This is a genomic window from Nonomuraea sp. NPDC051298 (assembly GCF_055586305.1).
The window spans coordinates 573,834-596,482 of sequence record NZ_JBVJIM010000003.1; the positions used below are offsets into that span (position 1 = coordinate 573,834).

Genomic DNA, 22,649 nt, shown 5'->3' on the forward strand with positions numbered 1-22,649 from the left:
GTGATGTTTCCGCGGCAAAGCATACTCAGAGCCGGACATTGTGTGGAATATCATTGCCAAACTCTTTCTCCACGACCGGAACGTCCTCGCGCGTCCGGCCTGACGCTCAAGGCCGCCGCCAAACAGGCCAGGGGCACGGCCGGCAACACGTACCGATAGTCGAACTCGGCGGTCGCGGCCGGTGTGACCAGCAGCACCACGGCCACCGACCAGGGCACCAGCCAGGCAGGGGACGCCGCTGCGCGCGCGCCCGCACGCCTTGCCGCGCGCCTGCGGGCCAGCACCGCCACCGGCGGCACGAGCAGGAGCCCCAGGAACACCGGGCCGGGCAGCCGTGCCACGCCCTGGTAGGCCCGCAGCCATCCGGCATAGGGCTCGACGATCTCCGTGCCGATCGCACCCTGCTCGTAGAGCCTGGCATAGTCGGCGCCCACCCGTGCGGGATTGCGGCCAGGCGGTCCGGGCGGGGTCACGGGGAACTCGTAGTAGCCGTAGATCTCCGCGTCGGGATAGACCGGCCTGCCCCAGGTGAACGTGCGGCCCAGCTCGGTCAGCACCGACGCGGCGTAGTCGAGCGGCTGACTGGTGATCGCCAGCCTGGCGAACCTGGCCGCCAGGTCGTCGGTCTCCTTCGTGAACGTGATCCCCGGCCGCAGCACCAGCGGGGAGTCCGCGGCCCAGATGTACTCCTGGGAGGGCGGGCGCTGGTCGGGCGGGCGCGGGTCGCACAGCTCCCGCAGGTCGGGCGGCGGGTTCATGCTGGCGCAGTCGGCGAACGACATCGTGCGGGCGTACAGGAAGACGCCGTTCGCGCCGACGAGGCCGACCCGCTGGTAGGTGGCGTAGAACCAGGCGCCGTACGCGAGGATCGGCACCAGCGCGGCGGCCACCAGCACGCCGGTCAGCTTGAGCCGCCCGCGCAGCACGAACCAGGCGGCCAGCACGACGATGAGCGGCTGGCCGACGGTCCTGGTGAGCGTGACGGCGGCCAGCAGCAGGCCGATGGCCGCGACGGTGGCGGGCCGCCGCGTGGCGCACAGGGCCACCGCGGCCACCACCAGGAACATGAACAGCGTGTCCGAGACGAGCAGGTGCTCCAGCTCGACCTGGTACGCGTCCAGCAGCACCGGCACCGTCGCCAGCGTCGCCGCCCACCTGGGGGCCCGGCGGGCGGCCCGGTAGACGAGCACGCCGGTGGCCAGGCCCAGCAGGTGCTGCGCCACCGTGACCGCGCCGAAGGCGTGCAGCGGCTCCAGCAGCTTGAGGAAGAGGGAGTAGCCGGCCGGGCGTACCAGGTCGGGGCGGGGTCTGAAGACGGTGACGATGTAGGTGTAGGAGTCGGGGAACCACAGGGCGGGGCGGTAGCCCAGCATGGCCAGGGCCCGCAGCAGGGTGCCGAGCGCCAGCACGCCCAGGAACCAGCGATGCCGCCGCACCCACCCGCCCGGCTCCCAGGCCGCCGCCCGGCGCCCAGCCGGCCTGGCGAGCCGGTGGCCCCGGCCCTCCGCAGCGTCGTCCTTGGGATCCCCGTCCTTGGGAGCACTGTCCTTGGGAGCACTGTCCTGGGGAGCCCCGACCTTGGGAGCCCCGTCGTTGGGAGCCCCGTTGTTGGGAGCGCTGTCGTTGGGAGCGCCGCCTTCAGGGGCGGTGCCCGGCATGGCGGGGCCTCCGGCACGAGCCTCCGACGTCAAGCGCATGTCCTCCCGCTTCTCCGGCCACTTCTCCGGCACGTCGGTACGCTACCCGCGATTTCCACGACCCCGTGCCTTCGTGATCTCCGCCGCTCCTCGGCGCGGCTCCCCGTCGCCACGTTCTCGCGCCGCCGGTCGTGGGCCGGTCGGGGCGTCGGGTTGGATACGCTCGCTGTGCGATGGAACACGTTCGATCCGGCCGGGTGCTCGCCGCGCTGTCGGTGCTGCCCGCCCTGGCCGTGGCGGGCTGGCTGCTCGCCGGGCTGCCATTGCTGCTGCTCGGCCGGTTCGCCCCCGTGCCCGCCGTGCTGTTCGGCGTGCCCCTGGCCGCAGTGTTGTGCTGGGCGGGCACCCGAGGGCTGGGCGCCGGCACGTCCCACCCGCACGGGGGCGACGGGCGCGAGGCGGCGTTCCACGAGCGCGGCGGTTGGCGGGCGTGGTGGCCGGTGGCCGGGGTCGTCGGGGTGGCCGTCGCGTCCGGCGTGAGCAACCTGATCATGCACAGCGAGCAGGTCGCGGTCCGGCGCGACCCGGCCACCTACGCCCAGTACACCGCCTGGATCGCCGCCCACGGCTCCCTGCCCGTCCCCACCGACGTCGAGGCGTTCGGCGGCCCCGATCCCGGGCTGGTCTTCAGAAGCATGGGCTTCTACGACGGGGACGGCTCCGTGGTGCCCCAGTTCATGCCGGGCCCGCCCCTGCTGTTCGCGATCGGCGACTGGCTGGGGGCGCCGTTCGCGGTGCCCGCCGTGCTGGGCGCGCTGGCCGTGCTCACGCTGGCCGGGGTGGTGGCCAGGCTGGCGGGGGCGAGGTGGGCGGTGGTGGCGGCGACGGCCCTGGCCGTGAGCCTGCCGATCCTCTACACCTCGCGCACCACGTTCAGCGAGATCCCGTCGCTGATCCTGCTGTTCGGCGGGCTGGCGCTGGCGTACGACGCGCTGGCCCGGCCCCATTGGGGCAGGGGGCTGCTGGCCGGGCTGGTGTTCGGGCTGGCGGTGCTGGTCAGGGTGGACGGGCTGCGGGACGTGCTGCCGGTGCTGGCGTTCGCGGGGCTGCTGATCGCGATGCGGCGCTTCGGCCGGCCGCAGGGCGCGGTGGGCCCCGGGCTGATGGCCGGGCTGGTCGTGGGCGCGGGCATCGGGATGTCGGCGGCGTACGTGCTGGCCCGCCCATACCTTTCTTATCTGTCCGGTTCTGTGCGGCCGCTGGTGGCCATCTGCGCCGCCGTCCTCGTCCTCACCCTCGTCGGTACGGCCGCCGCCCCCGCGCTGGCCCGCGTCCGCCTGCCCGGGTGGGCGCCCGCCGCCGGGGCCACGCTGGTCGTGCTGCTGATGGCGGCCCTGTACGCCCGGCCCTGGTTCCAGACCGTGACCCGCGTCCCTGTCACCTCGGACGACGTGCGCACGGCCGAGATGATCGAGGGGATCCAGCGCGCCAACGGCCTGCCCCCCGACGGTCAGCGCCTCTACTTCGAGGACTCCCTGCACTGGGTCGTCTGGTACGTCGGCGCCCCCGTCGTCGTGCTGGCCACGATTGCCGCCGCCGTGCTCGTCCGCCGCCTGCTGCGTGACGGCAGGTCGTTCGAGTGGCTGCTGCCCCTGGCGGTCGTGGGCTGGACGACGGTCACGACGCTGCTGCGTCCCGAGATCACCCCCGACCACCCGTGGGCCGCCCGCCGCCTGGTGCCGGTCGTGATCCCCGGGCTGATCCTGCTCGCCGCGTACGGGCTGCGCCGGCTCGGAGCCGCGTTCGACCGGCACGGCCCGCGCGTGCGCGGATGGGGGACGGCGGCGGCCGTGCTGCTCGTGCTCGTGCCCCCGGCCGTGACGTCGATCGGCACCGCGTTCACGCCGGTCGAGCGGGGCGAGGCGGCGGCCGTCGAGGCGATGTGCGCCAGGATCCCGGCGGACGCGTCCGTGCTGTTCGTGGAGCGGGTCACCGGCGACCGGTTCACCCAGGTCGTGCGCGGCATGTGCGATCGGCCCGCGGCCCGGGTGGCCAGGACGAACTCCGACACCGCCCCCGAGTCCGAGGTGCGGCGGCTGGCCGAGCGGGTCCGCGCGGCCGGCCGGGTGCCCGTCGTGCTGGGGGCAGAGGAGTCGCAGGTCGCCCAATACGGCCCGGCCTCGCAGGTCATGGCGCTGGTGACCCGCCAGGACGAGCGCTCGCTGACCGAGGCGCCCAACGGCACCTGGTCGCTGCGGATGGACGTGTGGATGGCCGCGGTGTGCGCCGACGCGACCCCGCGCGCGGAATGCGGCAAACTGGAGGTTGAACGGCCCGATTGACCATCGCGTGGAAGACCGAATCGGGAGTCCCCGCTGGCCGGATGTGGACTCGTCGGCCGGTCGGGCAGAGTAACCTCGACCCCCGTGAGCACGCTTGAGACCCCCAAGAGTGGAATTGCCGTGGAAGAAGCGCCGTACGTCACGATCGTCCTGCCCTGCTACAACGAGCAGGATCACGTCATCGACGAGGTGGAGCGCATCACCAAGGCGATGGACTCCAGCGGCTACACCTACGAGCTTCTCGCCGTCGACGACTGCTCCACCGACGCCACCCTGGACAAGCTGCGCGAGGCCGCGCCCCACTACCCCCACCTGCGCATCCGCGCCTTCCACCGCAACGGCGGCTCCGGCACCGTGCGGCGGATCGGCTCGCAGGAGGCCAAGGGCGAGATCGTCGTCTGGACCGACGCCGACATGTCCTACCCCAACGAGCGCATCCCCGACCTGGTGCAGATCCTGGAGAAAGACCAGGCCATCGACCAGGTGGTCGGGGCGCGCACCAGCGAGGAGGGCTCGCACAAGCTGCTGCGGGTGCCCGCCAAGTGGGTGATCCGCAAGGTGGCGGAGAAGCTGGCCGGGCAGCGGATCCCCGACCTCAACTCGGGGCTGCGGGCCTTCCGCAGGTCGGTGGCCCGGCCCTACCTGCGGCTGCTGCCCCCCGGGTTCTCGTGCACGACCACGATCACGCTGTCGTTCCTGTCCAACCAGCACGACGTCTACTACCTGCCGATCGAGTACGCCAAGCGGGCCGGCAAGTCGAAGTTCGGCTTCGTCTCCGACGCCTACCGCTACATCCTGCAGGTGCTGCGGATGGTCATGTACTTCAACCCGCTCAAGGTGCTCATGCCGCCCGCGTTGTGGCTGGTGGGCATCGGGTTCGGGAAGGGCGTCTGGGACATGATCGAGCAACCGTTCTACTTCCCGGCCAACACCGTCATGATCTTCCTGTCCGGGCTGCTCATCGGGTCCGTGGCGCTGCTCGCCGACCTGATCGTGCGTTCGCGGGGAGAGTGACGTTGCGGATCGCGATCGTCGGCCCGACCTATCCGTACAAGGGGGGCGGGGCCCAGCACACCACCGAGCTGGCGCACCGCCTGGCGGCCCTGGGCCACGACGTGGTCATCGAGTCGTGGCGGGCGCAGTACCCGTCGTTCCTCTACCCGGGGCAGCAGACGATCTCCGCGCCCGAGGGCACGCCCTACCCGAGGACCGAGCGGCGGCTCGACTGGCGGCGGCCCGACGGGTGGGTGGCGGCCGGGCGGCGGCTGCGGTCGGCCGACCTGGTGGTGCTGGCGGTGCTGAGCCCGGTGCAGGTCCCCGCCTACCTGGGGATCCTGTACGGGATCAGGCGAAGGGTCCCCACGGTCGCCCTCTGCCACAACGTGCTGCCGCACGAGCGCAAGCCGTACGACGAGCCGCTGATGAAGGCCCTGCTCAAGCGGGTCGACAGGGCGCTGGCCCACTCCGATCAGCAGGCCGGGCTGGCCCGCGGGCTCACCGGCAGGCCGGTCGCCGTGGCCGGGCTGCCGCCGCACCTGCCCTCGACGACGGCCGAGAAGTCCGCAGGGGTGCGCCGCAGGCTGCTGTTCTTCGGGATCGTGCGGCCGTACAAGGGGCTCGACCTGCTGCTGCGGGCGCTGCCCGAGGGCGTCTCGCTGACCGTCGCGGGGGAGTTCTGGGGCGGCCTCGACGAGACGAAGGCGCTGATCGCCGAGCTGGGCCTCGGTGACCGGGTGGAGCTGCGGCCGGGATACGTGGCGGCCGGCGACGTGCCGGCGTTGTTCGCCGCCGCCGACGCCCTCGTGCTGCCCTACCGCAGCGCCACGGCCAGCCAGAACGTCTGGCTCGGGCACGAGCACGGCGTGCCGGTGATCGCCACCCGCGTCGGCGCGCTGGCCGAGCACGTCACCGACGGCGTCGACGGGCTGCTCGTCGAGCCGGGCGACGCCGGGGCGCTGCGGGCGGCGATCGAGCGGTTCTACGCCTCCGGCGAGCCCGAGAGGTTGCGGTCGGGCGTCAAGGCGGTCGACCCCGAGCCGTTCTGGTCGGCGTACGCGGGGGCGCTGCTCGGCGCCTGACGGCCCGCGACGAACGAGATGCCCGCCGCCGCCGCGTCGGCCAGCGTGAACGCCACCCGCGACACGATCGCCACCGCGAGCGCGGTCGGCGTGCCGACGATCGGGGCGAGCACGAGCACCAGCGCGCCCTCCCTGACACCGACCCCGGCCGGCACCACGACGGTCAGGATGCCGGTCGCCCAGGCGAAGGCGTAGGCCCCGGTCGCGATGACGTAGAGGTCGGTGCGGCCGGCGACCAGCCAGATGTGCAGGCCGTACACGAACCAGCCCAGCGCCGTCCACGCCACCGCCACGACCACGGTACGAGCGGGCAGCACGCTCTCCAGCGGCTCCTTGCGGGCGATGCGCAGCGCCAGGTTGAGTCCCCAGGTGAGCACCTTGGGATGCAGGCACACGATGATCACCGGGACGAGCAGCACCAGGTACCACGCCTGCCGCACCGCCTCCAGCGTGCCCAGCGTGGCCGCGGCGATCGAGATCGCCACCCCGAGGTTGATCACCAGCCCGAGCGAGATCGTCGCGAACGTGCGCCGCGGCGGGCTGCCGTGGTCGCGGCCGAGGTCCATCATCGCCGCGTACGCCCACACCGCGCCCGGGATGTATTTCCCGAGCTGCCCCACGAACATGATCCGCCCCGCGACCCGCACCGGCACCCGTGTGCCGAGCCCCGCCAGGATCTCCCGCCAGGCCAGCAGCATGAAGAACTGCCCGAGCAGCACCGCGAGCAGGGACCCGAGCAGCGCCCACGGCGACATTCGCGCCACGGCGGTCGTGGTCTCGTGCCAGTTCGCGGCCAGGCCGTAGCCCAGGAAGCCGAGCGCGACGAGGGCGAGGACGATGCGCAGGAGGCGGCGGAGCATTGGCTCAGGGTACGCGTGGCGCCCTCGGTATAACCAGTACGGTGGGGAACCGTGGGGAGACAACGGGTCGCGCAGCTCGAATACTCGGAGTTCCAGTCCGCCATGCTCGACGAGGCGAAGCGCCGGCGGAAGGCGGCGAAGATCATCGCGGTCATCGAGCACTTCCACGGGCCGCTCCACGGGCTGACCGTGGGCGACGTGGGCTGCTCCGCCGGGTTCATCGCCGACGAGCTGGCGCTGGCCGGGGCCGGGCACACGCTGGGCGTCGACATCGACGTGCCTGGGCTGCGCAAGGCGGCCGACCGGTTCGGCGAGCGGGTGGCGTTCGTCTGCGGCGACGGCACGGCGCTGCCGTTCCCCGACGGTTCCGTCGACGTGCTGGTGTTCAACCACATCTACGAGCACGTGGTCGACCCCGACGCGGTGGTGGCCGAGATGCACCGGGTGCTGTCCGACGACGGGGTGCTCTACCTCGGGCTGGGCAACCGGCTGGGCGTCGTGGAGCCGCACTACAAGCTGCCGTTCCTGTCCTACCTGCCGCCGGCGCTGGCCGACCGCTACGTGCGCGCGTCCGGCCGGGCCGACCACTACTACGAGCGGTTCAGGACGCGGCGCGGGCTGCGCAGGATGCTCCGGGCCTTCCACGTGTGGGACTACACGTTCCCGGTGCTGGCCACGCCGGCCAAGTTCGCGGGGGGCGAGCTGTTCCCCGGCGTGCTGGGGAAGGCGGCCACGGCCGTGCTGTCGCGCGTGCCGCGGGCGGTGCTCAGGCTGCTGCTGCCGGTGGTGCCGACGTACCTGTGGGTGGCCACCAAGCGCCCGCGGCGGCCGGTGGGCGTGACGCTGCCGCGGCCGCCCGAGCGGGTCCGCCCGCTGTGACCGCGGACGAGGCCGCCACGGAGAGGGCGGCGCCCCGGCGGTCGATGGGTCGCCGGCTGGTCAGATACGGCTTCCTGGCCGTCGCGCTCGGCTTCGGCGCGTACACGGTGGCCGGGCAGTGGGACGCCGTGGTGGCCGGGTTCGCCAGGCTTACGCCGCTCGCGCTCGCCGGGGCGCTGGTCGCCGTGGTGGCGGCGCTGCTCGGCGCCATGCTCACCTGGCGTACGCTGCTGGCCGACCTGGGCTCGCCGCTGCCGCCGCGCCCGGCCGCCAAGGTGTTCTTCGTGGGCCAGCTCGGGAAATACATCCCGGGCGCGGTCTGGCCCGTGCTCGCCCAGATGGAGATGGGCCGCGACCTCGGGGTGCCGCGTTCCCGCAGCGCGGCGGCGTTCTTCCTGATGATGCCGATCCAGCTCGCCACCGGCCTGCTGGTCACGCTCGGCACGCTCGGCTGGGACCGTTACGGGTGGCTGCTGCTGTTCGTCCCGCTGCTGCTCGTCCTGCTCGAACCCAAGGTGATCAACGGCGTCATCGGCCATGTCCTGCGCCGCCTCGGGCGCGAGCCGCTCGAACGCCCGCTCTCCCGGCGCGGCATGCTGACCGCGCTCGGCTGGGCGCTGGCCGGCTGGTTCGCGTACGGCGTGCACCTCTACTTCGTCGCCCCCCAGGGCGGGCTGGTCTTCGCGGTCGGGGCCTTCGCGCTGTCGTGGTGCCTGGGCATCCTGACCTTCGTGGTGCCGGCGGGCGCGGGCGTCAGGGAGGTGGCCATGGTCGCGGTGCTCGCACCCCACCTCGACCGGGGCTCCGCGATCGCGGTGGCGCTTTCGTCCCGGATTGTCATCATCGCGGGGGATCTGATCTGCGCGGGGTTGGCGGGAATCGCCGCGCGTCGCGACTCAGTGTGATTTGGGCCACGATTTAGGGGAGGCTGGTCATAAGCTGAAGTTCAGAGGGGGACACCCCGTCCCACGTTGATCTTGAGGGGAGAAGATCTTCGTATGCCTCGAGTGCTCGTCGATGCGGCGGTCCCCGCGGACCGCGGCGCGTTGATCAGGTACGTGGACGGGTTGGTGGCCGCCCTCGATCGGGCCGGCGCCGAGCTGTCCGTGGTCTGCCAGCGAGCCGAAGCCGAACGATACCGGCGACTCGCGCCCTCGGCCCAGGTGATCCCCGGGCCCGTCGCGATCACCAACAGGGCCGCCAGGCTGGCATGGGAGCAGACCGGCCTGCCGTTGCTCGCCCGCCAGGCGGGGGCCGACGTGATCCACGCCCCCTACTACTCCATCCCGCTCAGCTCGGGCCTGCCGACCGTCGTGACGGTGCACGACGCCACCTGGTTCACCGAGCCCGACCAGCAGAGCCCGCGCGCCTCGTTCTTCCGCGCGGCCACGCGCACCGCCGTACGGCACGCGCGGCGCGTGATCGTCCCGTCCAAGGCGACCAGGGACGAGTTGGTCCGCGTGCTGTCCGCCGACCCCACCCGCATCGACGTCGCCTACCACGGCGTCGACCTGGCGCAGTTCCACCCGCCGAGCGAGGAGGAGATCCGCCGGGCCTCCATGAGGTGCGGGCTGCACGGCCGGCCCTACGTGGCGTTCCTGGGCGCCCTCGACCCCCGCAAGAACGTGCCCAACCTCATCCGCGGCTTCGCCGCCGCGGTCAAGCGGCAGGAACGGCCGCCCGCGCTGGTCATCGGCGGGGGCGTGCACGACGACGACGTGGACGCCGCCTGCCGGGAGGTCGAGGCCACCGTCAGGGTCATCCGGCCCGGCTATCTCGGCGCGTCCGACCTGCCCGGCTTCCTGGGCGGGGCGCTCGTGGTGGCCTTCCCCTCGCGCGGCGAGGGGTTCGGGCTGCCGGTGCTGGAGGCCATGGCCTGCGGCGCCCCCGTCCTGACGACGCACCGCACCTCGCTTCCCGAGGTGGGCGGCGACGCCGTCGCCTACACTGAGCCCGACGCCGACAGCATCGCCACCGCGCTCGGCCACCTGCTGGCCTCCCCCCAGCGCAGGCGGCAGTTGCAGGAAGCCGGGCCGGCGCGGGCCCGCGAATTCACCTGGGACGCCTCGGCTGAGGCGCACCTCAGCTCCTATCAACGCGCGATCGAATAGTTGGGTAACCTCACGGAGTGATGGAGAGCTCATTGCCAGACCTCGAGGCGATCCTCCTGGTCGGGGGGCAGGGCACGCGCCTGCGTCCGCTGACACTGGGCACGCCCAAGCCACTGCTGCCGACCGCCGGGGTGCCGTTCCTGGCCCACCAGTTGGCCCGCGCACGGGCCTTCGGCGTACGCCGGATCGTGTTCGCGACCTCGTACAAGGCGTCGATGTTCGAGCCCGCCTTCGGCGACGGGGCCGCGTTCGGGCTCTCCCTCCACTACATGACGGAAGAGACGCCGCTGGGCACCGGCGGCGCGATCCGCAACGCCGCCGAGGCGCTCACGGTGGGTCCCGACGACCCCGTGCTGATCCTCAACGGCGACATCCTGTCCGGCCACGACATCGGCGAGCAGGTCCACCTGCATCGCGAGCGCGAGGCCGCGGTGACGCTCCACCTGACCGAGGTCGACGACCCCACCCGGTTCGGCTGCGTGCCGACCGATGAGGCGGGGCGGGTGACCGCGTTCCTGGAGAAGACGCCCAACCCGGTGACCAACCGGATCAACGCCGGCTGCTACGTCTTCACCCGGTCGGTGATCGACTCCATCCCGCGCGGCGAGGTCGTCTCGGTCGAGCGCCAGACGTTCCCCGGGCTGATCGAGTCGGGGCGGCTCGTGCTGGGCTACCCCGACCACACCTACTGGCTCGACGTGGGCACGCCCGCCGCCTTCGTCCAGGGCTCGCGTGACCTGGTGCTGGGCCGGCTGGCCTCGCCCGCGCTGCCCGGCCCGACGGGCGAACACCTGGCGCTCCCAGGGGCCAGGGTCTCGCCCGAGGCGAAGGTGGGGGGCGGCACGGCGGTGGGCGCGCGGGCCGTCGTCGAGCCGGGGGCCACGGTGGTCGGGTCGGTGCTGAGCGACGACTGCGTCGTCGAGGCCGGGTCCACCGTGATCGACTCCGTCGTGGGGCGGGGCGCGCGGGTCTGCGCGGGCACGGTCGTGCGCGACGCGGTGATCGGCGACGCCGCCATCGTGGGCTCGGGCAACGAGCTGCAGAACGGCGTGCGCGTCTGGCCCGGCATCGAGCTGCCCGAGCGGGCCCTGCGTTACTCCAGCGACGTCTGACCGGCTCTGGGGTTGCCCGGCCGAGCCGGTCCCCCTGCGGTCCTGACGAGAGCGGGGGCGCGGCAGACTGTACGCGTGACGGAGCGCAGGTGGGTCCCCGAGTGGCCGCTCGACGTGGGGATGGCGCTGGCCCCCCACAGGCGCGGCAGCGGCGACCCCACCTGGCGCCAGACCGGAGACGGCGCCGTGTGGCGCACCTCCAGGACCCCCGACGGGCCGTGCACGCTCAGGGTGGGCGTCGAGGCCGGGGGCGTGCACGCGCGGGCGTGGGGCCCGGGGGCGGAGTGGGCGCTGGAGACGCTGCCGGCGCTCCTGGGGGCCGGTGACGACCTCACCGGCTTCACCGTCAGGCACGAGGTGCTGGCGCAGGCCGCCCGGCGGCACCCCGGCCTGCGGCTCGGCCGTTCCGGCCGGGTCATGGAGGCGCTCGTCCCCGCCGTGCTGGAGCAGAAGGTCGTCGGCAGGGAGGCGTGGCGGGCCTGGCGCTGGCTGCTCGGCCGCTACGGCGAGCCCGCCCCCGGCCCGGCCCCCGAGGGCATGCGGGTCTTCCCCGAGCCTGACGTGTGGCGGCAGATCCCGAGCTGGCACTGGCACCGCGCGGGCGCCGAGGCCGTACGCGCCCGGACGATCGCGGGCGCCGCCTGGCACGCCGCCAAGCTGGAGGCCGCCGCCACCACGCGGGAGCTCGACCGGCTGCTGCGGGCGCTGCCCGGGATCGGGGTGTGGACGTCGGCCGAGGTGCGCCAGCGCGCCTTCGGCGACCCCGACGCGGTCAGCGTCGGCGACTTCCACCTGGCCAAGCTGGTCGGCTACGTCCTGACCGGGGAGAAGACCGACGATCACGGGATGATGCGGCTGCTGGAGCCGTACGCCGGGCATCGGCACCGCGCCACCGTGCTCGTCTGGCTCACCGGCCTGCGCCCGCCCGCCAGAGGGCCCAGGATGGCGGTCCGCGACTACCGGTCGTTCTGACACTCCGCCCTGGGTGCGTACGGCGAACTCAGCCCGACGTACTGTGCCTCTATGAGTTCTGATTCCGCGCTGCGCCGCGCCCTCGCCCGCGCCAGAGACGGCAAGACCCTCGACGTCACCGAGGCGACCGTGCTGCTGCACGCCCGCGACGGGCATCTTGACACGCTCCTGGAGCACGCGGCCCGCGTACGGGACGCCGGACTGCTGGCCGCCGGCCGCGAGGGGATCATCACCTACAGCCGCAAGGTGTTCATCCCGCTGACCCGGCTCTGCCGGGACCGGTGTGGCTATTGCACGTTCGCGACCGCGCCGCACAAGCTGCCGGCGCCGTTCCTGAGCCCCGACGAGGTGCTGGAGATCGCCAGACAGGGGGCGGCGATGGGGTGCAAGGAGGCGCTGTTCACGCTGGGGGACCGGCCGGAGGACCGCTGGCACCAGGCCAGGGAGTGGCTCGACGCGCACGGCTATGACGACACGCTGTCCTATGTGCGGGCGATGGCGATCCGGGTGCTGGAGGAGACCGGGTTGCTGCCGCACCTCAACCCCGGGGTGCTGAGCTGGCGAGACTTCCAGCGGCTCAAGCCGGTCGCGCCGTCGATGGGGATGATGCTGGAGACGACGTCGCGGCGGTTGTTCGAGGAGAAGGGGCAGGCGCACTACGGCTCGCCGGACAAGGACCCGGCCGTACGGCTGCGCGTGCTGGAGGACGCCGGCCGCACGAACGTGCCGTTCACCACCGGCATCCTCATCGGCATCGGCGAGACCGTCGAGGACCGGGCCGAGTCGATCTTCGCGATCCGGCGGGTGGCCAAGGAGTACGGCGGCGTCCAGGAGGTCATCGTCCAGAACTTCCGCGCCAAGCCCGACACCGCCATGCGCGGCCTGCCTGACGCCGACCTGCAGGAACTGGCCGCCACGATCGCGGTCGCCCGCCTGGTGCTCGGCCCCCGCGTACGCCTCCAGGCGCCGCCCAACCTGGTGGACGCCGAGTACGAGCTGATGATCCGGGCCGGGATCGACGACTGGGGCGGGGTGTCGCCGCTCACGCCCGACCACGTGAACCCGGAGCGGCCGTGGCCGCAGATCGACGAGCTGGCCGCGCGTACGGAGGAGGCCGGGTTCCTGCTGCGCGAGCGGCTGACGATCTACCCGGAGTACGTGCTGGCCGGGGAGCCGTGGCTCGATCCCCGCCTGATCGCCCATGTCGGCGCCCTGGCCGACCCGGTCACCGGGCTGGCCCGCGCGGACGCCGTACCGGAGGGGCGGCCCTGGCAGGAGCCCGACGGCGGGTTCGCCGCGTCCGGGCGCGTCGACCTGCACGTCGAGGTGGACACCAGCGGCCGGACGAACGACCGGCGCGACGACTTCGACCACGTCTACGGCGACTGGGACGCCCTGCGCGAACGCCTCGGCACGGTCGTCGCCGCCACGCCCAGCGACGTGCGCCAGGCCCTGCGCCGGGCCGAGGCCGACCCGGCCGGGCTGACGGAGGCCGAGTCCGTCGCCCTGCTCGGCGCCGAGGGCGAGGCGCTCGACGAGCTGGCCGCCATCGCCGACGCCCTGCGCGCGGAGGCGGTGGGCGACGAGGTCACCTACGTGGTCAACCGGAACATCAACTTCACCAACGTCTGCTACACCGGCTGCCGCTTCTGCGCCTTCGCCCAGCGCAGGACCGACGCCGACGCCTACACGCTCAGCCTCGACCAGGTCGCCGACCGGGCCGAGGAGGCGTGGGCGGCCGGCGCGACCGAGGTGTGCATGCAGGGCGGCATCCATCCCGACCTGCCCGGCACCGCGTACTTCGAGATCGCCAGGGCCGTGAAGGCGCGCACGCCCGGCATGCACGTGCACGCGTTCTCCCCGATGGAGGTCATCAACGGCGCCAGCCGCACGAACCTGTCCGTCCGCGACTGGCTGGAGGCCGCCAAGGAGGCGGGCGTGGACTCACTCCCCGGCACGGCCGCCGAGATCCTCGACGACGACGTGCGCTGGGTGCTGACCAAGGGCAAACTCCCGGCGAAGGAGTGGATCGAGGTCATCACGACGGCCCACCAGGTCGGCCTCCCGACCACCTCGACCATGATGTACGGGCACGTCGACAACCACCTGCACTGGGTCAGGCACATCAAGCTCATCCGCCGGCTGCAGGAGGAGAGCGGCGGCTTCTCGGAGTTCGTGCTGCTGCCGTTCGTGCACACCAGCGCTCCCATCTACCTGGCGGGCGTGGCCAGGCCCGGCCCCACCGCCCAGGAGAACCGGGCCGTGCACGCGCTGGCCAGGATCCTGCTGCACGGCGCGATCGCGAACATCCAGTGCTCGTGGGTCAAGCTCCGCGACGACCTGTGCCGCCAGGTGCTCCAGGGCGGGGTGAACGACCTCGGCGGCACGCTCATGGAGGAGACGATCAGCCGGATGGCCGGGTCGGAGAACGGCTCCTACAAGACCATCAGCGAGCTGCGCGAGATGGTCGAGGTCACCGGGCGGCCGGCCAGGCAGCGCACCACCGAGTACGGCGTCCCCAGCGAGGAGCGGCTGGCGGCCTCGGCGGCCAGCGACGGCGTCTGCCAGAGCGTCAGGAGGGTCCTGCCGCTGGTCTAGTTGCAACATGTTCTAGAGACTTGCGTCCGCTATGGGAGGCACTGGGAGAATCGTCACTCCCCTGGGAGAGAGGTTCACCGTGCGGCTGGGTCGACACCGCTCCGCGCTGTCCCCTGAGCAGCGACGCAGGAAGGCGCTCCGGCGCGGCGTGCTGGCGGGCCTGACGGCCGTGGCCATCGTCGCGGCCGGCCTGGTCGTGGTCTTCGGCGGCGGCGGCCTGTTGTGCACCACGCGAGAGCCTGTTCTGGTCAACGTGGCCGCCGCGGTCGACGTGGCCCCGGCCGTCATGGAGGCGGCGGGCCGGTTCAACGAGAGCGACACGGCCGTGGGCGGGCGGTGCGTGCTGGTCCAGGTGACCGAGCAGCCGCCGGCCACGGTCCTGCGCACGCTGATCGGTGACCGGGCCGGCGTGCTGCGCGAGCGGCCCGACGGGTGGATCGCCGACTCCTCGGCCTGGATCAGGCTGGCCCGCCAGCAGGGCGCGAGCGCGCTGCCCGCGGGGGAGAGCGTGGTGGCCACCTCGCCGCTGGTGTTCGCGACCCGGTCGTCGCTGGCCCAGCGCTTCTCGGTGGGCAGGACCGAGATGAACTGGCGCATGGTCTTCCCCTCGACCGTGCGCGGGCGGCTGACGCCCAACTCCGACGAGCCCGACGTCGTACGCGTGCCCGATCCGTCGCTGGCCGGGGCGGGAATCGCGACCGTGGCCGCCGCCCGGGACGTGGTCGGCGCCGGGCCCGAGGCCGACAAGGCGCTGACCGCGTTCGTCCGGTGGGCGCAGGCCGGTTCCGCGCCCGACTACCGCAGCATGCTGGCGGCCGTGGACGACCGTACGTTCTGGCAGCGTCCGGTGGTGATCGTGCCCGAGCAGTCGGTGTGGCAGCACAACCTGCGGCCCTCCGCCGACCCGGTCGTGGCCCTGCACCCGCGCGAGGGCACGATCAACCTCGACTACCCGTACGTCGTCACCGCCGCCGACCCGGCGGTCGCCGAGGCGTCCACCGTCTTCGCCGACTGGCTGACGGGCCCGCAGGCGCAGGAGATCGTACGGCGGGCCGGGTTCAGGTCGGGCGACGGCTCCCAGGGGCCGCTCTCGCCGGGCCCGCAGCTCCCCACCACGCCGCCGAGGACCAGGACGTCGGTGTCGTCCCAGGACATCGACGAGGCGCTGCGCGCCTGGAGCCGGCTGGCGCCGCCCACCAACCTCCTCGTGCTGACCGACACCTCCAAGCACATGGCCGCCCCGCTGAACGGCAGGACCAGGGCGGACGTGGCGCTGGACGCGGCCAGGACGGGGCTGCGGCTCTTCCCCGACTCCACGCACATGGGGATGTGGGAGTTCGCCGACGGGCTCGACGGCAGCCGGGGCCACCGCGAGCTGGTCGGCCTGGGCCCGATCACCGAGCCGGAGACCGGCCAGGTCATCCGCAGGACCCGCCTGGACGAGCTGACCGGCACGATCACCGCCCATCCCAAGCGGGACAGCTCCCTTCACGACGCGATCCTCGGCGGCTTCCGTGAGGTCACCGAGGACTACCGCGCGGAGATGAACAACGCGCTCCTGGTGATCACGGCGGGGCGGGACGACGGGAAGGGCACGGACCTGGCGGGTCTCCTCGACGGGCTGCGGCGGGAGTGGGACCCGGACAAACCCGTGCAGATCATCGTCATCGCCTTCGGGAAGGACGTGGACCGGGCCGGCCTCTCGCAGGTCACCGCCGCCACCAACGGCTCACTGCACGAGGCCCAGGAGCCCGGGGAGATCATCGACGTGTTCCTGACGGCCCTGGCGCGGCGGCTGTGCCACCCGACGTGCAAGCCCACGACGTGAGGGGACGCCGGGCGGCGTCCCCTCGACGCGTTGGACCGTTCGGGCGGCGCTAGACGCGCTGCCAGAGCGCCGGGACGTTCGGCGGCTCCCAGCCGGAGATCGAGGTGTGCGACTGGAGGCACCGGTACGAGGCGCCGTTGTAGGTGACGGTGTTGCCGGGGCTGTACGCCGCACCGGTCTGCCAGGTGCCCGAAGGCGTGGTCGCCGTCGGGGTCGGCGTCGGGGTGGGCGTCGGCGTGGGCGTCGGGTTCGGGTTGCCGCCACCGCCGCCGAAGTTCAGGTCGACGCACGAGTAGAAGGCGTTGGCCGTGTCGGAGATGTTCCAGATGGCCAGCACCTTCTGCCGGCCCGAGTAGCCGGAGAAGTTGACCGTGTGCTGGACGGTCGCCGGGGGTTGCTGGCCGTTGCCGTTGAACACGGCCACCCGCGTGTTGCCGATGTAGTACTCGTAGTTGAGCGTGGCGTGCCGGGCCGTGAACACCCAGTTGAAGGTGACGGTGCTGCCCACCGAGGCCACGGGCCACGGCTTGCTCTCGTCGCTGAGCTGCGCGAACTGCCCGAGGTTGGCATGGCAGCTACGCAGCCCCTTCGGGCCTTCCACGCTCTGCGGCTCGTAGATGATGTTGCCGCAGTTGGGGACCTTGCCCTGCGCGCAGTTGGCCTGGCGGCTGGGCGGTGAGTTGATGTAGCCGTGCGCGAACGCCGGCGTGGTGTTGAACACCGTGGTGGCGACCGCGATCACCACCACGGCCAGTAACGTGAGCGTCCTTCTCATGAAAGTGGCTCCTTTACACGGGGGGTTGGTTCAAATGTAAAGGAAACTTTCCTAACGGTAAACGGCTGGTTGACCGTAGTTGGAACCCCAGTCAGCGCGTGACGATGAAGTCCCCTGGGTCGCGCGGAGCCCGGTCGCGCGGCGGCGCGGCGGCATGGCCGACGGCCACGCAGCCCATCGGGTCCCACGAATCGGGCAGGTCGAGCACCTCGCGCACCACCGGACGGCAGAACATCGTGGACGACACCCACGCCGAGCCGAGCCCCTCGACGGCGAGCTGGATGAGGAAGTTCTCCACCCCGGCGCCGGTGGCCACGACGAACATCTCCCGCTCCGACGCGTTGCGCCGATCGTCGCGGTAGGTGTGCGAGCCCGCCATCACCAGGCACGGCACGACCAGGTAGGGCGCGTTGCGCAGCACGTCGCCGCGCCTGACCCGCTTGGCGATCGACTGCTCGGTGAACCCGTCGCCGCGCAGATCGGCGATCCACGCTTCGCGCATGGCGTCGAGCAGCTTGACCCTGGTCTCCGGTGACTCCAGCAACACGAACCGCCACGGCGTCGTGTGGTGCGGCGCGGGCGCCGCGATGCCCGCCGCGACCGCCCTGCGGACCGCCTCGGGATCGACGGGCCGGTCGGCGAACTCCCTGATCGTACGGCGGGCGAACACCACGTCACGCGACCCGTAACGGAACAGGTCGTCGTCGGCCGCCCGCACCAGCGGCCGCACCCCCGGCCCGTCGTCACCGGTCACCAGGTGGGACAGCCCGCGCACGATCGCCACGGGAACGCCATCGAGCTTGCCCTTGACCAGCTCGGCCGCGCTCGCGATCTCGTCGGCCAGCGCGGTGACCGTGGCGTTGAGCTGGTTGCCGTAGGAGTCGGAGGCGCCGCGGAAGTCGTCGAGAGGGCGTACGCCGGCCACCCCGATGGCCACGTCGGTGAGCCCGTTGCGCCAGGGCCGCCCGAACGTGTCGGACACGATCACCCCGACCCGCACCCCGCCTCGCTTGCCGGCCAGCCCCGCCCTGATGCGCCGGGCCGAGGCGTCGGGGTCGTCCGGGAGGAGCAGCACGGTGCCGGGCTCGGTGTTGGAGGCGTCGACCCCGGCGGCGGCCATGACGAAGCCGTGCCGGGTCTGGGCGATCACGGTGTCGCCGCGCCTGGCGACCACGCGCTCGGTCTCCGCCGCGATCGCCTCGGTGCGGTCGGGCGCCTGGCGTGTCCGGCCCTCGGCCTTGCTCACGATCTTGGAGGTGACCACGACGATGTCGCCGTCGCGCAGATCCGCGCCGGACAGCAGCGCCGCCACGTCGTCACCCGCCCGCACCTCGCCGATGCCGGTCACGGCGATCACCTCGACGCGCTGAGCGGAGGCGACCGCAGGCGAGCCGGGCTGCGGGGAAGTGGGCTGTGGGGAAGCGGGGGTGGGGGAGTCGGCGGTCATCCGGCCAGCTCCTGGGCCAGGTCGAGCGCGGTGCGGGCGATGTCGGCCGCGGCCTCGGCATCGTGCATGAGGATCGGCCTGGCCACCACGCGTACGCCGTCGAGGGCGACGCCGGAGTCTTCCTCGGCCACCAGCCAGCCGTCGATCAGCTCGGACCCGTACAGGTCGAGCACGGCCTGCGCGGTCGTCTCCACACCGATGGCCGTCAGGCAGGCGTCGGCCATGCCCCTGACCGGGGCGCCGCCGATGATCGGCGAGACGCCCACGACGGTCTTGGGCAGCAGGGCCTCGCGGATGCCGGGAACCTGGAGGATCGTCCCGATGCTCACCACCGGGTTGGACGGCGGCAGGACGACCACGTCGGCCTGCTCGATGGCCTCCAGCACGCCCGGCGCGGGCTTGGCGGTGTCGACCCCGATCAGCGCGAACGACTGCGCGGGCACGGACGCGCGCAGTCGCACCCACCACTCTTGGAAGTGGATCGCCCGCTTGCCGTGCTCGTCCTCGATCACGACGTGGGTCTCGCAGCGGTCGTCGGTCATCGGCAGCAGCCGCACGCCCGGCTGCCAGCGCGTGCAGAGCGCCTGGGTGATCTGCGAGAGCGGATAGCCCGCCTCCAGCATCTGCGAGCGCACGATGTGGGTGGCGAAGTCGCGGTCGCCCAGGCCGAACCACTGCGGCTCGACGCCGTACGCGGCCAGCTCCTCCTTGACGACGTGAGTCTCCTTGGCCCGGCCCCAGCCCTGCTCCTCGTCGATGCCGTTGCCCAGGGTGTACATCACGGTGTCGAGGTCGGGGCAGACCCGCAGGCCGAACAGGGTGATGTCGTCACCGGTGTTGCCGATGACGGTGATCGAGGCGTGCGGTGCGGTGGCCCGCAGTCCGCGCAGGAACCGGGCGCCCCCGATGCCCCCGGCGAGTGACACGATGTGCATGCGGCCCAGTCTTTCACCGGGCTCTGACAACCCCATCCCTGGCTCGGTTTTCCGACATTTGTCTGCGCGGTACGTCCAGGTATTTGGGCATTTGATATGGAAGTGGTTCCTGGGACTCCCGGCGGCTGGGTCAGTCATGTGGCAAACTCCCTTCGGGCCAAAGGGTCCGATGGGGGTAGTTGTGAGCAAACTTGACGTCGCCCGGCTGAAGGAGCCGGCCGCCTGGATCATGGTCGTCACCGGGTTGATGACCGTGGTGCTGGCGATCGGTCGCATCCTGATCGGCTCGTCCATGTCGTCGTCCTTCGCGGAGCGCGCGATGAACGGCTTCTCGGGCGTGACGAGCCCGGTCGTGACGGCGCTGCTGCTCGGCTCGGTGCTGCTGGTCACCCAGGTGGGCCGGCCGTCGCCCAAGGCCAAGCCGATCACGTACGGCGCGGCGGCGGGCCTGCTGCTCGCCACGGTGTTCGGCCTGGTGGCGCTGCTGGCTGGCCTGTTCGCGGGAGTCGGCGCCCGTGGCACGATCGAGTATCTGCTCCTCGGGGTGCCCACCCTCGCCCTGACCGCCGTCGCCCTGGTCTACCTGCTCCCGCAGGTGCTGCCGGAACGTCCCGCCGCCCAGGTGTACCACGGCCAGTTCGGCCCGCAGCCCGGCTTCTTCGGCAACCAGCCCCAGCAGGCGTACGACCAGCCGCAGGCGGGCCCCGGCTACGGGCAGCCCGACCAGCCCCAGCCCGGCTACGGGCAGCCCGGCTTCGCCCAGCAGCCCCCGGCGGCCCAGCAGCCCGCCTACGGCGGCCCCCACGAGCAGCAGCCCGGCTACGGCGGCCTCCACGAGCAGCAGCCCGGCTACGGCGGCCTCCATGACCAGCAGCCCGCCGCGCACGCCCAGCAGTCCCCCTCCGGCCAGCAGCCGGGTTACGGCCAGCAGCCCCCGGCGGGCCAGCCCGGCTTCGGCGGTCCCCATGACCAGCAGCCCGCCGCGTACGCCCAGGAACCCCAGTCGGGCCAGCAGCCGGGCTACGGCCAGCAGCCCCCGTCCACCCCCGGCTATGCCCAGCAGCCCCCCTCCACCCCCGGTTACGCCCAGCAGCCCTCCTCCACCCCCGGTTACGCCCAGCAGCCCCACTCGACGCCCGGTTACGCCCAGCAGCCTCTGTCCGGACAGCAGCCCGGCCACCTCCAGCAGCTCCCGTCGAGCCCCGGCTACGGCCAGCAGCCCCCGTCCACGCCCGGCTACGGCCAGCAGCCCCACTCCACGCCCGGCTACGGCCAGGTGTCCGGCTACGGTGGCCAGGCCGAGCAGCCCGACGCCCAGGCGGCGGCCTACGCCCCGCCCGCGGCGGAGGCGTACCCGCCGATCAGGGGAGCGCTCCCGGCCGCCCCCTCCGACCAGCGCCAGCCGGAACAGCAGGACTCCCAGGCCGCCTACGCCCCCCAGAGCATCGGCCAGCAGGCATACGCCCCGGCCGACACCGCCCCCTCGGCTCCTTCCGCCCCCTCGGTCCAGGAGTACTCCACCCCGCCGGTCGGCGAGTACACCCCGGCCCCGTACGTCGCGGCGGACAGCCAGCCGAACGTCTACGGCGAGCCCAGCCCGAACCCGTACGCGCCGCCCGCGAACGACCAGCCCACCCCGTACGCCCCGGCAGGGGAGCAGCAGGGCAATCCGTACGCGCCCCCGGCCGACCCGGCCTACCCCCCGGCCGACACCAGCCCGAACGTCCAGTACCCGCAGACCGAGCAGCCCTCGTTCGGGCAGCAGCCCTACTTCGGGCAGAGCGCGTTCGACCAATCGCAGCAGGGCGGGCAGCCGTTCACCGGCTACTCGGGTCACGAGTACACTGCGCCGCCCACGTACCAGGAGCCCTCGGCCCAGGAGCCGGCGTACCGCGAGCCCGCCTACCAGGACTCGGCGTACCAGGAGCACGACCTGCCCGTGGACCCGCGCTCCCAGCAGCTCATGGACGCCTACCAGCAGGCGGAGACGTACCAGTCGAACGTCGGCACCCAGCCCGAGCTGCGCGTCCCCGACTACGCGGGCCAGCCGACGGGCCAGCCGGGCAGGCAGTACGACGACCCCTTCGGCCACCCGCAGCAGCCCGCCCCGCAGCCCCCGCAGCACCCGGGCGCTCAGCAGCCCGGCCCGCAGCAGTACCCCGGCCCTCAGCACGGCACCCCTCAGCACGGCGGCCCTCAGCACGGCGGCGGGTACGAGCCCCAGCAGGGCCAGTACCAGCCCACCCACCAGGCCGCGCCGGGCTGGCCCGACGTGCAGGGCGAGTCGACGATGCGGCTCGACCCCACCCAGTACGGGGCAGGGAGCGGCTTCGGGGGCGACCAGCGCCGTCCCGGAGACGACCCGATCGACCCGACCGCCATATACACCCCCAATGAGCCACGCAGGTAACGGACCGGCAATGAACGGCTAGAGAGAAGGTGGGCCACGGGCGGCCGTCTATCCCGCCCTGGTACGGTTCCGACCGCTGAGAGCGTTGAACGAGCCAGGCCGATGCCCCATGCGCGTAGGGCGTCGGCCGGGTGCGAACTTCACATGCCGAGCACACCGGGGCGAGATCTGGTCTTTCCCCGGATACCTGCATGCCGCTTGACGCCACGTACAGCACGCGCGTGTAATTACAACCATGTTGTTACGCCTTCCCGTGGGTGGGTACTAAGGAAGGCGTCCATGGGGGGCTCCATTGCGGGCGGGCGGCAGGGAGGTGTGCAGTGACCGATCCGGTCATCGCACAGGATCAGCTTGACGCTGAAGAACTCGGCTGGCAGGAGCGCGCGTTGTGCGCGCAGACGGATCCGGAGGCGTTCTTCCCGGAGAAGGGCGGCTCCACCCGAGAGGCCAAGAAGGTCTGCCGATCGTGCGAGGTCCGTGCCGAGTGCCTGGAATACGCACTCGAGCACGATGAGCGCTTCGGCATCTGGGGTGGGCTGTCCGAGCGGGAGCGCAGACGGATCAAGCGCCAGGCCGTTTAGGTACAAGGGGGGAAGGGGTCACGCGGGGAGCCGTGTGACCCTTTTCGCATCCCCGGACTTTCGGCATCCCCGGACCTGCCTGCC

At 72.5% G+C, this 22,649-nt stretch carries 17 protein-coding genes; 12 read left to right on the forward strand and 5 right to left on the reverse strand.

The annotated features are described in order from the left end of the window. Positions 1 to 50: 50 nt before the first annotated feature. A complete protein-coding gene (locus ACZ6S0_RS12775; protein ID WP_465915946.1) occupies positions 51 to 1,730 on the reverse strand; it encodes a hypothetical protein in 1,680 nt (559 codons plus the stop codon). 140 nt (positions 1,731 to 1,870) lie between these two features. Between ACZ6S0_RS12775 and ACZ6S0_RS12780 the strand changes: the two genes are divergently transcribed. From ACZ6S0_RS12780 to ACZ6S0_RS12790, 3 genes are all read left to right on the forward strand, one after another. Further along, entirely contained in the window at positions 1,871 to 3,979 is a 2,109-nt protein-coding gene (locus ACZ6S0_RS12780) for a glycosyltransferase family 39 protein (protein WP_465915947.1), read from the forward strand. An 84-nt stretch (positions 3,980 to 4,063) separates the two neighbouring features. Beyond that, the gene (locus tag ACZ6S0_RS12785; protein ID WP_465915948.1) at positions 4,064 to 4,993 is read left to right on the forward strand and encodes a glycosyltransferase family 2 protein; all 930 of its coding nucleotides are present in this window, start codon (positions 4,064 to 4,066) and stop codon (positions 4,991 to 4,993) included. A gap of 2 nt (positions 4,994 to 4,995) precedes the next feature. Further along, on the forward strand, positions 4,996 to 6,057 hold the full coding sequence (locus ACZ6S0_RS12790) for a glycosyltransferase family 4 protein (protein ID WP_465915949.1): 1,062 nt from the start codon (positions 4,996 to 4,998) through the stop codon (positions 6,055 to 6,057). On the opposite strand, the gene ACZ6S0_RS12795 is transcribed toward ACZ6S0_RS12790, so the two are convergent. After that, the gene (locus ACZ6S0_RS12795; RefSeq protein WP_344895636.1) at positions 5,958 to 6,917 is read right to left on the reverse strand and encodes a lysylphosphatidylglycerol synthase domain-containing protein; all 960 of its coding nucleotides are present in this window, start codon (positions 6,915 to 6,917) and stop codon (positions 5,958 to 5,960) included. The genes ACZ6S0_RS12790 and ACZ6S0_RS12795 overlap by 100 nt on opposite strands. 51 nt (positions 6,918 to 6,968) lie before the next feature. Between ACZ6S0_RS12795 and ACZ6S0_RS12800 the strand changes: the two genes are divergently transcribed. From ACZ6S0_RS12800 to ACZ6S0_RS12830, 7 genes are all read left to right on the forward strand, one after another. Continuing rightward, positions 6,969 to 7,796, forward strand: a complete 828-nt coding sequence (locus ACZ6S0_RS12800) for a class I SAM-dependent methyltransferase (protein WP_465915950.1) — start codon at positions 6,969 to 6,971, stop codon at positions 7,794 to 7,796. Continuing rightward, entirely contained in the window at positions 7,793 to 8,701 is a 909-nt protein-coding gene (locus tag ACZ6S0_RS12805; RefSeq protein ID WP_465915951.1) for a lysylphosphatidylglycerol synthase domain-containing protein, read from the forward strand. The genes ACZ6S0_RS12800 and ACZ6S0_RS12805 overlap by 4 nt, the downstream gene beginning before the upstream one ends. Positions 8,702 to 8,794: 93 nt before the next feature. Further along, positions 8,795 to 9,907 (forward strand): glycosyltransferase family 4 protein, encoded by a 1,113-nt coding sequence (locus ACZ6S0_RS12810; protein ID WP_465915952.1) that lies wholly within the window; start codon positions 8,795 to 8,797, stop codon positions 9,905 to 9,907. Between the two features lie 32 nt (positions 9,908 to 9,939). Then, positions 9,940 to 11,019, forward strand: a complete 1,080-nt coding sequence (gene manB, locus ACZ6S0_RS12815) for a mannose-1-phosphate guanylyltransferase (protein WP_465915953.1) — start codon at positions 9,940 to 9,942, stop codon at positions 11,017 to 11,019. Between the two features lie 75 nt (positions 11,020 to 11,094). Continuing rightward, positions 11,095 to 11,991, forward strand: coding sequence for a DNA-3-methyladenine glycosylase family protein (locus ACZ6S0_RS12820; protein ID WP_465915954.1), 897 nt, complete (start codon positions 11,095 to 11,097; stop codon positions 11,989 to 11,991). Between the two features lie 51 nt (positions 11,992 to 12,042). After that, complete coding sequence (locus ACZ6S0_RS12825) at positions 12,043 to 14,589, forward strand: bifunctional FO biosynthesis protein CofGH (protein WP_465915955.1); 2,547 nt, start codon at positions 12,043 to 12,045, stop codon at positions 14,587 to 14,589. Positions 14,590 to 14,668: 79 nt separating this feature from the next. Beyond that, entirely contained in the window at positions 14,669 to 16,417 is a 1,749-nt protein-coding gene (locus ACZ6S0_RS12830; RefSeq protein WP_465915956.1) for a substrate-binding and VWA domain-containing protein, read from the forward strand. A gap of 49 nt (positions 16,418 to 16,466) precedes the next feature. Here the strand turns inward: ACZ6S0_RS12830 and ACZ6S0_RS12835 are convergent, their stop codons facing one another. The 3 genes from ACZ6S0_RS12835 to cofD form a co-directional block, all read right to left on the reverse strand. Continuing rightward, complete coding sequence (locus ACZ6S0_RS12835) at positions 16,467 to 17,192, reverse strand: lytic polysaccharide monooxygenase (protein ID WP_465915957.1); 726 nt, start codon at positions 17,190 to 17,192, stop codon at positions 16,467 to 16,469. A gap of 91 nt (positions 17,193 to 17,283) precedes the next feature. Beyond that, positions 17,284 to 18,639: a coenzyme F420-0:L-glutamate ligase gene (locus ACZ6S0_RS12840; protein ID WP_465915958.1), complete on the reverse strand. Its 1,356-nt coding sequence runs from the start codon at positions 18,637 to 18,639 to the stop codon at positions 17,284 to 17,286. After that, positions 18,636 to 19,574 (reverse strand): 2-phospho-L-lactate transferase, encoded by a 939-nt coding sequence (gene cofD, locus ACZ6S0_RS12845; protein WP_465915959.1) that lies wholly within the window; start codon positions 19,572 to 19,574, stop codon positions 18,636 to 18,638. Before cofD ends, ACZ6S0_RS12840 begins: the two co-directional genes overlap by 4 nt. A gap of 181 nt (positions 19,575 to 19,755) precedes the next feature. Here cofD and ACZ6S0_RS12850 point away from each other — a divergent pair, with 181 nt between their 5' ends. Together ACZ6S0_RS12850 and ACZ6S0_RS12855 are read left to right on the forward strand one after the other, a co-directional pair. Then, positions 19,756 to 21,984 (forward strand): DNA polymerase III subunit gamma/tau domain-containing protein, encoded by a 2,229-nt coding sequence (locus ACZ6S0_RS12850; protein WP_465915960.1) that lies wholly within the window; start codon positions 19,756 to 19,758, stop codon positions 21,982 to 21,984. 320 nt (positions 21,985 to 22,304) lie between these two features. Further along, a complete protein-coding gene (locus tag ACZ6S0_RS12855; RefSeq protein ID WP_020546325.1) occupies positions 22,305 to 22,565 on the forward strand; it encodes a WhiB family transcriptional regulator in 261 nt (86 codons plus the stop codon). Positions 22,566 to 22,649 lie beyond the last annotated feature (84 nt).